We start from the raw sequence: 15,098 nt of genomic DNA, 5'->3' as shown, positions 1-15,098 counted from the left end.
GGTTGCTCAACAGCAACCTTTAAATATCTTAACCAAGATATGATTTCAATAATTTGCTTCGCGATGTATGGCGTAACCGCCTGATCGCTTTTTCTTTGATTTGACGAACTCTTTCACGAGTCAGGCCAAATCGTTCCCCAATTTCTTCCAAAGTCATTTCCTGGCAACCGATGCCAAAGAATAATCGGATAATGTCACTTTCCCTTTCGGTTAATGTAGCTAAAGCACGGTGAATCTCTCTTGCAAGCGATTCCATAATCAGGCTTTTATCGGCGTTTGGTGAGTCGTTGTTCACCAGCACGTCAAGCAGACTGTTGTCTTCTCCGTCCACAAAAGGAGCATCCACAGAAACATGTCTTCCGGAAACTCTTAATGTATCTGCTACTTTATCGGCAGGGAGTTCAAGTGAATCAGCTAATTCCTCAGGTGAAGGCTTGCGTTCGTGTTCTTGCTCAAATTTTGAGAATGCTTTGTTAATCTTATTTAACGAACCTACCTGGTTCAATGGTAAACGAACAATTCTCGACTGTTCAGCAAGCGCTTGAAGAATGGACTGACGTATCCACCATACTGCATAGGAAATAAACTTAAAACCGCGGGTTTCATCGAATTTTTCTGCTGCTTTGATTAATCCCAGATTACCTTCATTAATTAAGTCGGGCAAGCTTAAACCTTGGTTTTGGTATTGCTTGGCAACCGATACTACGAATCGTAAATTGGCTCTGGTCAATTTTTCTAAAGCAGCCTGATCTCCTTTTTTAATCCTTTGTGCTAATTCGACTTCTTCTTCTACAGTAATAAGCTCTTCTTTTCCTATCTCCTGAAGATACTTGTCTAAAGAGGCACTCTCCCGATTAGTAATTGACTTTGTGATCTTTAGCTGTCTCATAAACTCTCCTTAAAAAACGTGCAAATATAGAACATTATAATTTAATGATCAAGGAGAAAACTTATCAAAGAAAAATTTGATAATAAATAGTTAAAGATAGTTCCGGAAGTTTTTTTAATCCGTTCCAAAAACGAAATATGCTAATTCTCCGTTTGGATAAATACCTTCAACTAAAATTCCTCCTCTCGCATTTCCAATCTCTCTTTTTAAATCATTGACCTCATAAATGGGCTTTTTGTTCACGTTTGTGATAATAAATCCTTCTTTGAGGCCAGCATCTCGTAATTTTCCTTTGTTGAGATTTTTGATTTTGATACCGTATTTGATATCCAAATTATTTTTCTCATTGTTGCTAACTTCTTCAAAGTCAGCGCCCAAATATGATGATCTGTCTCTTACAATTTGTGTGTCACCGTGTTTATTACGTAGTGTTACGGTAAATTGTTTCCTTTCTCCGTCCCGAAGTACAACAATTTTTACATCATCACCCGGACGGAACTGACTTATCTTTTCCTGTAACTCCGCAGATGACCTAACTTTATCGCCCTGGACACTTACGATTACATCTTCTTCTTTTATCCCCGCTTCTCTGGCAGCACCATTTTCTGTAACACCTGCAACATAGACTCCGTCAACATTGTCAAGGTTTAATTCCTCTGCTATTTCGGCATTCACATCTCCAATGTTAACTCCAAGCAGCGCCCGTTGAACTTCACCAAATTCTTTCAGGTCAGCGACCACTTTTTTAACAATTGAAACAGGAACTGCAAATGAGTAACCTGAATATGAACCCGTTCTTGAAGCAATGGCAGTATTTATTCCTACCAGTTTGCCTTGCTGATTAACGAGTGCACCACCGCTGTTGCCCGGGTTCACTGCAGCATCGGTCTGAATGAATGATTCTATTGCCATTTGATCGGTATTGATTCCAAGATTTCGGGCGCGTGCGCTAACAATACCTGCTGTAACTGTTGAGGTAAGATTAAACGGGTTGCCAACTGCCAAAACCCATTCCCCCAGTCTTAGATCATCGGATTCACCATAAGTTAAGTATGGTAAGTCATCGGCATCTACTTTTAAAAGTGCAATATCGGTGGAAGGGTCTGTGCCTACCAAACGGGCATCAAACTCTCTTTTGTCGTTTAAAATCACTTTAATTTTCTGTGCTTCCTCAATTACATGGTTGTTGGTTACAATAAAACCATCTTCGGACAGGATAACACCTGACCCAAATCCCCGGGCTATTTGTGGTTGTTGATTTCTTCTTAACCCAAAAAAGTCATCCAGAAACGGATTTCCACTCGACCAGCCTCCGCCTCGAACCGATTGTGTGGCAATATGCACCACTGAATGTATTGAATTCTCAGCAGCATACGTTAAATCTGGTAATACTGCGCCGCTTTCACCAGGAAGAGCCGCATATTTTAATGGTTGTTCCTCTTTTATTGTTACTACTTCCTGTTTGTCGAAGAATTTGCTGTAAGTCCAAACGGCGATGAAAGCTCCTGCAACTACCAATAATAGTGTAACTGAATATCTACTTAATTTTTTCATAGCTAAAAACAATTATTAGTTCTTACTTAATTCTTTAATTATTTGCATTTGGATAAAACGCAAATATATTGCCGTTGTTTGAATAGGTATAATAAGAACCATATCATTTTGCATTATTTAACAACACAGGCGAATTTTTGTTAAAAAGATAAAATCAAAACATCTGCACCATGTAATTTTGTCAGTTATTAAACTTCCTTTTTAGGTACAACAAACCATTTTCTATCCAGTTCAACCGGAATATAGTTAATCAAATAATCTATCACTTCTTCTGCCGTTTTTGCAACATAGAACGATTTTCTGTTGATTTCTCTGGCAAACATTTCTGAGTATGATGTCTCAAATTGTTTGATCAGATATTTGTAAAAATTGTTTGTATTTAAAAAAACAATAGGTTTTGTATGATACGACAACTGTCGTAAGGTTATAACTTCCAATATTTCTTCTAAAGTTCCAAAGCCTCCCGGCATTGCTACAAAGGCGTCAGATATTTCACGCATTTTTGCCTTTCGCTCCTGCATGTCAGCTGTTACAATTACTTCGTGAGCGTTATCTGAAGTAAGCGAATAACCATTTAAACGTTCCGGGATAATCCCCACTGTTTTTGCTCCTGCTTTTTTGGCAGCTATTGTTGTAGCTTCCATCAAACCTACATTGGCTCCCCCGTTTATTAAGGTGTGTCCGCCTTCTCCGATGAGCTTTCCCAATTTTTCCGCTTCCTGGAAATAAACGTCAGAAATAGCGTTGCTGGATGAAGAAAATACGCAAATATTCATAGTGTTTCAACTTGGGTTAACGATTGCCTTAAGCATCAATATTTGCATAAGTAGCATGATCCTCTATAAACTTACGGCGGGGCGGAACATCATCACCCATTAACATTGAGAAAATATGATCTGCCTCAGCCGCATTTTCAATGGTTACCTGCTGCAACATACGCGATTCCGGATTCATGGTAGTCGACCAAAGCTGCTCGGCGTTCATTTCACCCAAACCTTTGTAACGTTGCGTATGAACTGCACTTTCGTTACCATCAACCCAGTCATTAATTATTTCCAGGCGTTGTTTTTCTGACCATGCATAAGCTTCTCTTTTTCCTTTTTTTACAAGGAAAAGCGGAGGAGCTGCGATGTATAAATATCCTTTTTTAATTAAATCCTGCATATAGCGGAAGAAAAAAGTCATTATTAATGTTGCAATGTGGCTGCCATCCACATCGGCATCGGTCATAATCACAATTTTATGATAACGGAGTTTTTCCATATTTAATGCCTTGGAATCTTCTTCTGTTCCGATATTCACCCCCAATGCGGTAAAAATATTTTTAATCTCTTCGTTTTCAAATATTTTGTGCTGCATTGCTTTTTCAACATTCAGGATTTTACCCCTAAGAGGAAGAATAGCCTGTGTTTTGCGGTCGCGGCCTTGTTTGGCAGTACCTCCTGCAGAGTCTCCCTCAACAAGAAAGACTTCACATTTTGCCGGGTCCTTTTCGGAACAGTCACTTAGTTTTCCCGGCAAGCCACCACCCGATAATGCATTTTTTCGCTGCACCATTTCACGGGCTTTTCTTGCGGCATGTCTGGCCTGAGCAGCCAGAATTACTTTGTTGACAATGGTTTTGGCCGATTTTGGATTTTCCTCCAGGTAAAATGATAATGCTTCGCTAACCGCCTGGTCTACAGATAAACTGACTTCTGAGTTCCCCAGCTTTGTTTTTGTTTGTCCTTCAAACTGAGGTTCGGCAACTTTTACTGAAATAACGGCAGTCAGGCCTTCTCTAAAATCATCGCCACTGATATCAAATTTTAATTTGGTAAGCATTCCTGAATGATCAGCATAGTTTTTCAGGGTTCTTGTTAAACCACGGCGAAAACCGGTTAAATGCGTACCTCCTTCAATGGTATTAATATTATTCACATAAGAATGAATATTTTCCGAAAAGGAAGTATTGTATTGCAATGCAATTTCAACAGGAATATTGTTTTTTTCTGTAGTGATATGGATTACCTCAGGAGTGAGCGGTACTCTGGTATCATCGAGATACTGGACAAATTCCTTCAATCCATCTTCTGAAAAATAATTATCCGTCTTTGGATCTCCGTTTTCGTCCTGCTGTCTTTCGTCAATAATGTCAAGCTTAATTCCCGCATTCAGAAAAGCAAGCTCTCTTAACCTGGCAGCAAGAATTTCGTATTTGTATGTTGTTATTTGGAATATTGATTCATCGGGTTTGAAAGTTACAATTGTTCCGGTAATATCGGTGTCACCTATTATTTTTGCTTCATACTTTGGTTTGCCGATTGAATATTCCTGAACCCAGATTTTGCCGTCGCGGTGAATTTCTGCTTTTAAATGTGTTGAAAGTGCATTTACACAGGAAACACCAACACCATGCAAACCTCCTGAAACTTTGTATGAATCTTTATCAAACTTTCCACCGGCATGCAATACTGTCATTACAACTTCCAGTGCCGATTTATTTTCTTTTGTGTGTTTTTCAGTGGGAATTCCCCTCCCGTTATCTTTTACAGTAATTGAATTGTCTTCATGAATGATAACTTCTATTTTATCGCAATAGCCGGCAAGAGCTTCATCAATTGAATTATCTACAACTTCGTAAACCAAGTGGTGTAATCCCTTTTCGTTGGTATCGCCAATGTACATCGACGGTCTTTTTCTTACCGCTTCAAGGCCTTCCAGTACCTGAATACTGTCTGCAGAATAATTTCCATTCCCTCCGTTTGTAAGGCCGTTTTTTTCTAATTCACTCATTCTTGTATTACTTAAATTATATTTTCTCTTTTTCCATTAAAATAAAATAGTTTCCATGTCAAAAAGTATAGTTTACTTTCGATAGGAAACTAGTTGATTATCAATTTTTTATTTTGATTTTTCAATCATCGTAAAATCATCGGCCAAATATAGCAAAAATTAACGAAGAAGCCTTGATTTCAAGGCATTTGTTAAGCGTTTTTTTTAACAATTTATGAACTTGAAAATGAGTAAGTAAAACAGGGTGTTTTAAACTAAAAAAGGAGGTAAAATACCCCTCCTTCATTATGGTCGTTTTCTATATTTTAAAATGCGTAGCTTAAACCAGCCAGAAAATTAAAACTTTGTACAGGGTAACCGAACCACCTTTCATACTTCTGAAAACCAAAATTATTAAGCTGGCCAAACAGTGAAAAGTTTTGGGTTATTTTGTAACTGGCGTTAAAATTCATATCAATCACGGTGTTCAGGTTGTATGATTTTAATGTTACTGTTGGCGATTCTGTCAATTCAATAAAAGGGGCTGGTCGTGGATCAAAGCCTGTGGATTCTGCTATTAAGGCCGTTCTTGAGCCTATTGCATAAATATCGGATGAAACACTTAACTGATCGGAGATTTTGTATCCCAGCGAAAGTTTAGCATCCCAGTCGGGGAGATTCCAGGCTTCTTCCTGTTCGTTCATTTTGTATACATAGTAGTTTCCGGTAAGTAAAAGATCAAGTTTCTCTGAAGCAGTATGAAATATTTCAGCATTAAATTTAAGTAAGTCTAAATCGTCATATAAGATATCAAAATCATTATCGACTACTGAAGGACTCGGGAGGGGCCCCGTGGTTGGATAAACATATTCAAACAGATAATAAAGCGGCTGCTCGTTTATCATGGAGTAGTCCACGGAAAGTTTGAAGTTGGTTTTGGTTGCAAATTTCCCGTCGAAACCGCCGTAAAAATGTAATTTTTCAAAACTGTTTACTACATCATGTTCCGGATCAACAAACGGATTTTCATAAGCAATCTTTGAGTAGTGGTTATTTACATAGTTTCCGTCAACACCGGCAAAAATATTGATGATTTCTTTTACCGGTGCAAAATTTAGCCGGACATTGGGTGCGATTTTAGCCACCAAATCTGCATTGTTGTCCTGAACAATCCAGGAGTTAAATCCAATCCTGATATTTGCCATGTCGCCACCTAAATAATAAGCTGGCTTTACTGTAAACCACATCTGCTGGCTTGTTGCCATTGTATCGAGGTGTCGGTTAAAGACGTTATCCGCTTTTACAAAAGTAATTCCGGCATTTAGTATTGCAGAGCCGGTATTCAACGGTTTATTTATGTCGGCGCTGAATTCGCCAAAATGTTCCCGCTGGTCGGTTTTGGTACCAAAATAGTCATAAAGAAAATTGAAATCAAAAGTAAAATCTTTCCGGTTGTTGTTTTCGCTTTGAAGGTTGATGTTTATTCCTCCTTTGCTAAAGGTTTGTCGTTGCCCCAAATAGTTTATTTGCTGATCTTCCTCCTTAAGAACAGCCGGGATGGAATCAACCGGATAACCGTAGTAATTAAAGCCATTGTGCGTAAAATCGAGATTTACGGACAAAATGGAACTTCTGAACAGGTGTTTTATAAACATTTCAGCTTCATTCTCCGAAAATGGAGCTTTTACTTTGTCGCCACCTTCCAGTTTTAATTTTCCATGCGATGACAAGTGTTTTCCGTGTAACCCGAAAATGGTGTTTTTTGTGTTTTGACTGTTAAAAAAGACTTCGCCATAGGGTTTGTTATAATTTCCCAGACCGGCACGTACCAGGCCAAAACCGGTATTTTCTTCCGGTGGCATCGAAACTGTGGCTGCTTTCAACTCGTTTACCGAGAAGGCGTTATAGATGGGTTGGCTGAAAATACTGTAATTAAATGTTGGTTTCTGATGTTCTTCCTCCTCAATTTTGGGCATGTCATTAATTTTGTTGGCATCCGAAATTGTAGGGTTGTAGGCTTTTACAACTTCCACCTCCTGGGTTAATGTCGTGTCACGCTGCGCACGGGCAACAGTAACGGCAAAAATCAACAAAATTGAAAGGATGTATTTTATATTCTCGCTTCTCATTTTTTCTGCTTTTAGTTTTCGTTTTCTTTTTTGTTTAATTCCAGTTGTAGAGAATTATCGATGGCTTCCTGTTGTTCGCGTTTTTCACTGGCCTCTATGGTTGCCAGTTTTCTGGAAGCTTCATCTTTTATTCCATCTGTATCGTTGTTGTAGTTTTCAATCAGGCTTCGCAATGTGTGTTTTGCGTCAAATTCCTGGTTGTTGTCCATGTAGATATCAGATAGCAAAAGGAAAGCTTTTCCAAGCCAGAATAAGTAGGGAGTTCCTTTTGAAATAAAGTCGTCGATTTGATTTTCAGCTTCGACCTTATTGTTTTGATGAAAATAAATTTCTGCAACCAGATATTTTGCTTCAGCTCCTTCTTCCAGTTTTGTATCCAGCGATACTTTTCGGAGTTCGGGCAGCGCCAGGCTTAAATTATCCTGCTCGTAATATGCTTTTCCTGTTATGTAGTTTGCCTCCCGGATTAAAGCCTCATTTGCGATATCCGATTTTTTAACTTTTGCCGCAGCAGTTATTGCTTCAGGTAAGCGGTTGCTTCGGAAGTGACAACGCATTTGTCCGGTATATGCTTTTAATACATTCCATTTGCTGTTCGCCGCATTTTCAAGACGGTTGAACATTTCCAGTGCCTGTTCGTAATCCTGGGCGTTATAGGTAAGCTCTGAAGCCCGCGAAAGCGCTTGTTCACTGAATATGTTGGAGGGTTGCATGGCTACGGTTGTATAGTGTTCATTTGCTTCTGAATATTTTCCTTCTTTATATAACGATTCCGCCAGGTAAAAATGAGCGTTGAGTGTATATTTTCCGTTTGGAAATTGTTGCAGGTAACGCTGCAACTGTGTTGAAGAGCCGGAGTCTCCGGCCATATATGCTCTTTCAGCTGCCTGGTAACTCAGTTCATCCTGTTCGGAGGTTGTTACACTGGCGCCGCTTCCCAAACGCTGTGCGTAAGAAAAATATTCATCTACATTATTGAGCTCCACATAACAATTTCTGATTCCCGATAAAGCTGCTTGAGCTTCTTCTGTTCCGGGAAATTTTTCAGCTACTTCCTTATAATGGGTAAGCGCCTGAGCGTAGTCTCCGTTGTTGTAATTGATTAAACCCAGCTGGAGTTGGGCTTTTCTGTAATAACTTCCCTGCGAGTAGTTGGCAATAATTTGCTGGTACTGTTGTTGTGCATCATAGCCATGCCCGAGCCGCTCGTGCGCGCGTCCGAGTTCATATAGGGCGTCGTCCTGATATTCTGATTCGGGATAATCGGCCAGCAAACGTTCCAGGTTACTAATTTTTTGTTGCTGATTTCGGCCGAGCCCCTGGCAGAAAGCAATTTGAAAAAGAGCATAGTCGGGCTCATAGATTTTCATATTGTATGATTGCTGGTAATATTGCAGAGCTGTTGAATAATTGGTATTCAAATAATAGTAATCGCCAACGCGGTTTAATGCGTCAGCCAGTTTGGCAGTTCGCTGCCCCTTCATCGCATTAATGTATTTTCTGAAATGTGACGCTGCCGCTTCGTAATCTTCCAGTTTAAAATAAGCGTAAGCCTGGTTGTACTCGGCATTTTGAAACTCCGGGAGTGAATAAGACCCCGCTGTTCGCAAAAACTGGTTGTAGGCGGAAATTGAATTGTTGTAATCACCCACCCGATACAGTGCTTCAGCTTTCCAGAATAATGCCCGGGCATTTAATTCACGGTCATAACTTCCGTTTTGAAGAGAAATATCAAAATAATCGATCGCTTGGTTGTAGGCCAGATTGTTAAACAATTCAAGCCCGCGGTAAAATGTGACTCTTTGATAGGCCCGCAAAACAGCAGGTGTTTTATTTTGAATTTTTTCAATGGAATTGATTGCATCACTGTAATTCCGTGTTACCATAAATACTTCAACCAAATAGCGATAAGCTTCCGCGTTTCGTTCTGAATTCGGATATAAACTGATGTATTTGTCAAAAGCTTTTATGGTTTCATTAAAAGGAGAGTAGGATAATTCGTAGGTTAGTTTTGCATAACTAAATAAGGCGTCTTCTTTAATCCGGTCGTTAAAATCCAATTCCGAAGCAGCACCAAAAGCAACACGCGCCTTTTCTTTTTCATCCAGTTGGATGTAGGAATCGGCCAGGTGATAATAGGCGTTCTGTGCCATTTCATCGTTTCCCTTTGATGCTTTTTCAAGAAGCGGAGCCGCCTTGTCGTAATTGCCTGCATGATAATAGCAGAAACCTAAAATGTAGCCGTCTTCGCGGGTTTTTGGCCCCGGGGAATTGTAATAGGTTTCCAGATAGGGGATAGCTTCAGCATATTGATTTAAATGAAAATAAGAGTCCCCCAGAATTTTTGATAATTCTGTTTTGTGTTCCTCCGCAACATCATCAATAATCGAACTGGTATAATTAATTACCTCGTCGTATTTTTCCTGTTTGTAATATATATGGCTCACATACAGAGGAATGACTTGCGAGTAGGTCGGATCTCCGTCGAGTTTGGAAAAACCCTGCAATGCTGCTTCGTAATTTTCATCAAGGTACATAATATGAGCCCAGTAGTAGGAGGCCGGTTTGCTGTAAAAATTATTGGCATCTTTTATCTGGTAAAATTCTGATGCAGCCTGTTCAAGGTTATCGGTCATTAAATGAGAATATCCCGTTTGATAATGAAGCTTGATTTGTTCTTCCTGTGTGATATCAGACCTGTCAACATTTGAGAAACTTCTCAGGGCGACTAAATATTGGCGTTTTCCAAACTGGTAGTCGCCCAGGTTGAGCCAGGCCCGGTTGATATACGGACTCTCCGGGTGTTCTTCAATAAAGTTATCAACCATTTTCCCTCCTGCAGAATGCCCGGCACGAAGTGCTGCTACCGATTTGTAAAACTCCGCTTCAGAATAGAGTTCCGATTTCTCTTCTACTTTTTTTTGTATTTTTTCAAATTGGTGGAAAACAGCGTTGTACTTTTCCTGCTCAAATAACTCTTTTCCAAGTTCAATGTCTTTTTGAATATCCGTAAAGTACTCGGTTTGCTGTGCAAACAGCTGTTGTTGAGTAAAAAGCAGTAAAGGTAATAGAATTAGAATTGGTATTGTTTTCATGTTCCTTTTGTTTCTTTTCCTAAAATGAAATCTTAACCATTGTCAAGATTTATCTTTTTTTTATTAAACTCTGTTTTGGGTAAATTTATTTTTCTAAAATAGAAATAAACATTGGGTTGCTGCCTCCCAAATGATTGTATTTTCTTAACAAGAAACTGTTTATTTCTTTCGTTTATTATATTATTAGTTCAGAAATTTACATTTATATTCGGTTACATTTTGGGTTTATGGAAAAAAGTAAGGTTATTGAGTTGGTTGGAGCGGATATTTATCAGAGAGAAAACAAAATACTTTCTGATGTAAATCTTTCTGTGAACGAGGGGGAATTTGTTTATATAATTGGGAAAGTGGGAACCGGTAAAACCAGTTTGATAAAAACGTTAAATGCAGAAATTCCTTTGATAAAAGGGCTGGGTATGGTTGCGGGAATATCACTTGAGAATTTAAAAAATAAAGAAGTGTATTTGTTGCGTCGGAAGTTAGGGGTTGTTTTTCAGGATTTCAGATTGCTTACCGACAGAAACGTGTATGAGAACCTGGCTTTTGTTTTACGTGCAACGGGTTGGACCGACAAAACTAAAATAGAATTGCGTATTGAGGAAGTACTTGAAAAAGTTGGCGTTGCTGATAAAATTAAAAAAATGCCCCATCTGCTGAGTGGCGGAGAACAACAACGCGTAGTAATTGCCCGTGCTATATTAAACGATCCTTTGATTTTGCTTGCCGATGAACCAACGGGAAATCTTGATCCGGAAACTTCGGAAGAAATACTTGATTTATTTATTCAGCTTAACGAAGCCGGAAAAACGGTTTTAATGTCTACCCATGATTATGCAGTGATTGCCAAAAAGCCCACCCGTACTTTAGTATGTGCTGCGGGGGTGTTGAATGATTCAGAAACAAATAAAACCATGGTCGATTTTGAAAGCATGCTGGATGCCAATTGATTTCCGGTTAAAGAAAATTCTTAAAAATATCGTGCAAAACTTTTTCTTCCTTCTCCCACGTCAGTTCTTTTGCTGCTGTCGTCAGATTTTTTCTCCGGACTTTTTCCGCATCTTTATCAAACAAAACCTTCTTAATTTTTTTTGCTAAAAACTCAGGTTCAAGCGAAGAAGTAATTTCTCCGATTTTATATTGTTTTACAATGGCTGCCATTTCGGGCAGATCGCTTACCAGCACCGGCACCTGGGCCTGAATATAATCGAACAGTTTGTTGGGCAGGGCAAAACGGTAATTTAGTCCCATGTCTTCTTCAATGGATAATCCCAGGTCAGCCTGTGGAGTAATTTTCGATAGTTCTTCTATACTCAAACGGCCGGTAAACTGAATTTTGTTTTCCAGCTTTTTTTCCCTTACCAGTTTTTCCAATTCAGGTTTTATATCTCCATCACCCGCAATTATCAGCTTTACACCTTCCATTTCCTCCATGGCTAAAATTGCCTGTTTTAATCCACGCCCTACATTCACAGCACCCTGGTACAAAACTGTTTTTCCGTTGTTTCCTTTTAAGGAATTTGCCGAAACAGAACCCGCAAAAGGAACATTTCTTACTACTTTAAAGGCTGTGCCATATTTTTCAGAATAAATTTGAGCAATGGAATTACAAACCGTGTAGGCATATTTTATTTTAGGGACTATTTTTTGTTCCAGCTGCTTCCATATTTTCTGTATCTGCGGCCGGTTTATCAGTTCCGGCACTTCGGTAAAATATTCGTGGCTGTCGTAAACCAGCGATTTTCCTTTGATTTTTGAAGCAAGAAAATTTGCGGGCAGCGTATCCAGATCGTTGGCAAGCAAAACATCGGTTTTTGAAAAGAACAGGAAACAAAACAAGCGTAAATTGAAACAGACATAAAAAAACGGCCCCTTTTCAAAAAGTAATTTAAACCGGCGGGTTTTGTATTTGCGGGATTGCAGGGGCAAACTGTCTCTTTTTTTGCGGCCAACCAGCAAAACATCGAATCCCATTTTTAACAGCGAGGTGCAAACTTTATGCACACGGTTGTCTGAAACCAAATCGCTGGTTACAGAAACAATGATTCGTTTTTTGGTTGTTTTTGCCACCTTCGTATAATTCCCGGTAAAGATAGAACTTTACTTTTGGGAAAATATTTTAACCATGTGTAATTTTGGGCTACAGTTTAATGTTGTTTTATTGCTGCTGTTTTTTCTTTGGCAACGGTACTGGCGTTTTTCCAAGGCCTGAATACCAACCATCATTATTCCATAAATATCACAGGTATTTAATAATGTGTCGCACCCAATTATATCTAATTCATCCTTTCCGAAATACTTTATATACCTCCTGTGCTCTCGGTCCATAATGCCTTAAATTTGAAGACCGTTGTGATTTGTAGTTCCAATTTCCAGGTTTCATCTTTGAAATACTTTCCAAAAAATATTCTCCATTGGCGTCTAAAAAGTTCTCTTTTTTTGCAGAGTCTGAAACAATCCACCAAGCTGATTCTTCGGGGGAAAGATAAACTCCCGAACTACAGTTTTCATTTTTGTTCGTTTTAGTAATCTTAATCTAAAAGCATGGATTACAAATCCGTGCCAGCGAGGGGAGCCAAAGATTTGGGAAAATTACACCCAATCACTCAAGTTTTTCCTGCAAAAGCAATTCAAGTTTCTTTTCAAGTTCTTTTATCCGTTCTTCCTGTTGTTGGTTTATAATTTTTGGGGTCTCTAATTCACCCAAAGGCGGTGATTTTATCTCATACTCATTATCAGCCTGGATTGCGGAGTAACTTCCGTCAATATTACGTGGGAGCGAACGGTCGAAAGGTTCTTTGTTTTCTTCTGCTTCCCTTATTTCGGCACTTTTTAAAGTTGCACTTCCGGTGCCGCCTGTCGGGAAATAAATTGCCTGCATATTAATATCTCCCATTTCAACCAATGAAGAACTAAATACCCGGTCAGCCCATAAATTATATGTATATGTTCCGGCAGAGCCAACATTAAATACCCTGGAGTAAGCAAGAGGGCTGTATTGGTCTGATGAATCCTGACAACCTTTGTCTGTATCTATCATTAAATAGTCAAAATACTTATTCCCAAATGACACGGAACCTGTTTGAATATTATCTGGAAGTGCACTCAACCTGTAATAATCACAACCTGTACTTTCCCAGTCGGCATAACCCGTTGCCTGGATCAAAACTTTACCTGGACCATCGACTGTTATTTCTACAGTTTTCATAAGTGTTGGATTATATGGGTCTGTTGACGTCACTTGTTTTCTGTAATCACCACCACTATATCCCAATAATGATTTCACATTGGATAATCCGCTTCCATCTCCATTTAGCAACCCCTGCCCGTCAACACCAAAAACAACTGTTCCATTGTTTTTTGAGACTTTTAAACTGCTGTTATCATCGTTGGTTGGTAATCTTAAAATAGTTCCGGTACTATTACTCATCGTTAAGGTTTCGTTACCTGCTATATCAACCCGAAGCATATCTTCATCAGGACTTTCTTCAACTTGTATTTTTGTATCCTTATCGGCATCGGCTAATGTTGTGGCAAGCGGTAGTTTAACGTAATCACTGTTTGAAAGGTATATTGTGTCATTACTGATAGAAAGGGCTTGTAATTCGTTGGTTGAGTCTGAATCTTGTCCCCAGCGAGTTGTATCGGCCTCTGTAATATTCTTTGCCAAAGAATTGTTCCAGCTTTGTACACCTGTTTTTATAAAAGCACTGTCGGCAGCGTAAATCGGGTCTTTTTCATCTGCTGTGGTAAAATCGTCGCTTGCGTCTTTGTCCCAACCATCAAAAGCAGTTTCGTTTCCGGTAATGCTGTCGCCGGTAAAATGTTTCAGGTCGGAAATTTGTGATTCGGTAATTGTAATGCCGGTACTTTTGTCCCACTTGCCAAATACCGGGTCGCTCTCGTTAATAACATACGGCAAGGTTACGGAATTTCCGTTTGAAATGTCCAGGTAGCGGTTGTTGTACAATTGAAGAGTTTGATTATCGGTTCCGGTTCCGTCCTGTAATGCTGATAAATTAACAGAAGACCCCTGCGAAATGGAAAGTTCTGTGCCCGACAGGCTGATGTCCTGCAACTCGTTGGTAGTGCTTGTATCAAGCAGTCCGAGTACAGGAGAGAGGTCGATGGAATTTCCCTGACTAATGGATAACTGGTTGTTCTGAAAATCTAAAGTCTGGATTTCGTTTTCGGGGTCGTTGTCGTTATCTCCGCCAGCTACCGAACCGGCGACAAGTGCATACGGAACACTCAATAACTGGCTGGTTCCCATCACGGTTCCATCTACCGAAATTTGAATAAAATACGGCCCGGAACTCCAGTCAATGTTTTCCATACCGGTAGTATTTACCGAACCAATTTGCAGGTTTACCAAGCCTAAACTGTTGGTTGTTGCAGAATGTGTTTCGGAAAACACTTCGTTTCCGGTTCCGCTACCCTGTAAAATAGCAATACTGATTTCTACATCTTGGTTCGCTATTACCTGTCCGCCGGCATCACGAAGGACAGCTTGGTAATTCAACCTTTGGGGGATTTGGGCAAAGGTTGTCAGCCCAAGCATCAGAATAAAAATTGATGTGATTAGTTTTTTCATTTTTGTTCTTTTTAGTAATCTTAATCTAAAAGCACGGATTACAAATTCGTGTCAACGAGGGAGACTGTTTATTTGAAAATGTCAAA

Annotated in this window: 11 protein-coding genes; 1 reads left to right on the top strand and 10 read right to left on the bottom strand. The window is 39.4% G+C overall.

The genetic code is table 11. The annotated features are described in order from the left end of the window. Positions 1–28: 28 nt before the first annotated feature. From GM418_RS04810 to GM418_RS04785, 6 genes are all read right to left on the bottom strand, one after another. Positions 29–889, bottom strand: coding sequence for a sigma-70 family RNA polymerase sigma factor (locus tag GM418_RS04810; RefSeq protein WP_158863693.1), 861 nt, complete (start codon positions 887–889; stop codon positions 29–31). A 114-nt stretch (positions 890–1,003) separates the two neighbouring features. Further along, positions 1,004–2,443 carry a Do family serine endopeptidase gene (locus GM418_RS04805; RefSeq protein ID WP_158863691.1) on the bottom strand — a complete coding sequence of 480 codons (1,440 nt, stop codon included), beginning with the start codon at positions 2,441–2,443 and terminating at the stop codon, positions 1,004–1,006. Between the two features lie 188 nt (positions 2,444–2,631). After that, positions 2,632–3,219 (bottom strand): LOG family protein, encoded by a 588-nt coding sequence (locus GM418_RS04800; RefSeq protein ID WP_158863689.1) that lies wholly within the window; start codon positions 3,217–3,219, stop codon positions 2,632–2,634. Positions 3,220–3,247: 28 nt separating this feature from the next. Beyond that, positions 3,248–5,218, bottom strand: coding sequence for a DNA topoisomerase (ATP-hydrolyzing) subunit B (gene gyrB / locus GM418_RS04795; protein ID WP_158863687.1), 1,971 nt, complete (start codon positions 5,216–5,218; stop codon positions 3,248–3,250). Positions 5,219–5,523: 305 nt separating this feature from the next. Continuing rightward, positions 5,524–7,326 carry a hypothetical protein gene (locus tag GM418_RS04790; protein ID WP_158863685.1) on the bottom strand — a complete coding sequence of 601 codons (1,803 nt, stop codon included), beginning with the start codon at positions 7,324–7,326 and terminating at the stop codon, positions 5,524–5,526. Positions 7,327–7,337: 11 nt separating this feature from the next. Further along, positions 7,338–10,421, bottom strand: a complete 3,084-nt coding sequence (locus GM418_RS04785; RefSeq protein ID WP_158863683.1) for a tetratricopeptide repeat protein — start codon at positions 10,419–10,421, stop codon at positions 7,338–7,340. A gap of 227 nt (positions 10,422–10,648) precedes the next feature. Here GM418_RS04785 and GM418_RS04780 point away from each other — a divergent pair, with 227 nt between their 5' ends. Beyond that, positions 10,649–11,368, top strand: coding sequence for a cell division ATP-binding protein FtsE (locus tag GM418_RS04780; RefSeq protein WP_158863681.1), 720 nt, complete (start codon positions 10,649–10,651; stop codon positions 11,366–11,368). A gap of 7 nt (positions 11,369–11,375) precedes the next feature. On the opposite strand, the gene GM418_RS04775 is transcribed toward GM418_RS04780, so the two are convergent. The 4 genes from GM418_RS04775 to GM418_RS04760 form a co-directional block, all read right to left on the bottom strand. After that, positions 11,376–12,488, bottom strand: coding sequence for a glycosyltransferase (locus GM418_RS04775; protein ID WP_158863679.1), 1,113 nt, complete (start codon positions 12,486–12,488; stop codon positions 11,376–11,378). A gap of 30 nt (positions 12,489–12,518) precedes the next feature. Next, a complete protein-coding gene (locus tag GM418_RS04770; protein WP_158863677.1) occupies positions 12,519–12,746 on the bottom strand; it encodes a hypothetical protein in 228 nt (75 codons plus the stop codon). Continuing rightward, positions 12,700–12,819: a tail fiber domain-containing protein gene (locus GM418_RS32040; RefSeq protein WP_425482375.1), complete on the bottom strand. Its 120-nt coding sequence runs from the start codon at positions 12,817–12,819 to the stop codon at positions 12,700–12,702. The genes GM418_RS04770 and GM418_RS32040 overlap by 47 nt, the downstream gene beginning before the upstream one ends. A 201-nt stretch (positions 12,820–13,020) precedes the next feature. Continuing rightward, positions 13,021–15,012, bottom strand: a complete 1,992-nt coding sequence (locus GM418_RS04760; protein WP_158863675.1) for a hypothetical protein — start codon at positions 15,010–15,012, stop codon at positions 13,021–13,023. Positions 15,013–15,098: the final 86 nt, after the last annotated feature.

The organism is Maribellus comscasis (assembly GCF_009762775.1).
GTDB lineage: Bacteria > Bacteroidota > Bacteroidia > Bacteroidales > Prolixibacteraceae > Draconibacterium > Draconibacterium comscasis.
Note: the sequence above shows the minus strand (reverse complement) of the source record. Positions and strands in the feature narration are given on the sequence as shown.

What these genes read in the sequence shown, in the direction of transcription:
- GM418_RS04810 (WP_158863693.1), bottom strand. Translation starts at nt 889, where the DNA reads ATGAGACAGCTAAAGATCACAAAGTCAATTACTAATCGGGAGAGTGCC.
- GM418_RS04790 (WP_158863685.1), bottom strand. Translation starts at nt 7,326, where the DNA reads ATGAGAAGCGAGAATATAAAATACATCCTTTCAATTTTGTTGATTTTT.
- GM418_RS04800 (WP_158863689.1), bottom strand. Translation starts at nt 3,219, where the DNA reads ATGAATATTTGCGTATTTTCTTCATCCAGCAACGCTATTTCTGACGTT.
- GM418_RS04805 (WP_158863691.1), bottom strand. Translation starts at nt 2,443, where the DNA reads ATGAAAAAATTAAGTAGATATTCAGTTACACTATTATTGGTAGTTGCA.
- GM418_RS04770 (WP_158863677.1), bottom strand. Translation starts at nt 12,746, where the DNA reads ATGGACCGAGAGCACAGGAGGTATATAAAGTATTTCGGAAAGGATGAA.
- gyrB (WP_158863687.1), bottom strand. Translation starts at nt 5,218, where the DNA reads ATGAGTGAATTAGAAAAAAACGGCCTTACAAACGGAGGGAATGGAAAT.
- GM418_RS04760 (WP_158863675.1), bottom strand. Translation starts at nt 15,012, where the DNA reads ATGAAAAAACTAATCACATCAATTTTTATTCTGATGCTTGGGCTGACA.
- GM418_RS04785 (WP_158863683.1), bottom strand. Translation starts at nt 10,421, where the DNA reads ATGAAAACAATACCAATTCTAATTCTATTACCTTTACTGCTTTTTACT.
- GM418_RS04780 (WP_158863681.1), top strand. Translation starts at nt 10,649, where the DNA reads ATGGAAAAAAGTAAGGTTATTGAGTTGGTTGGAGCGGATATTTATCAG.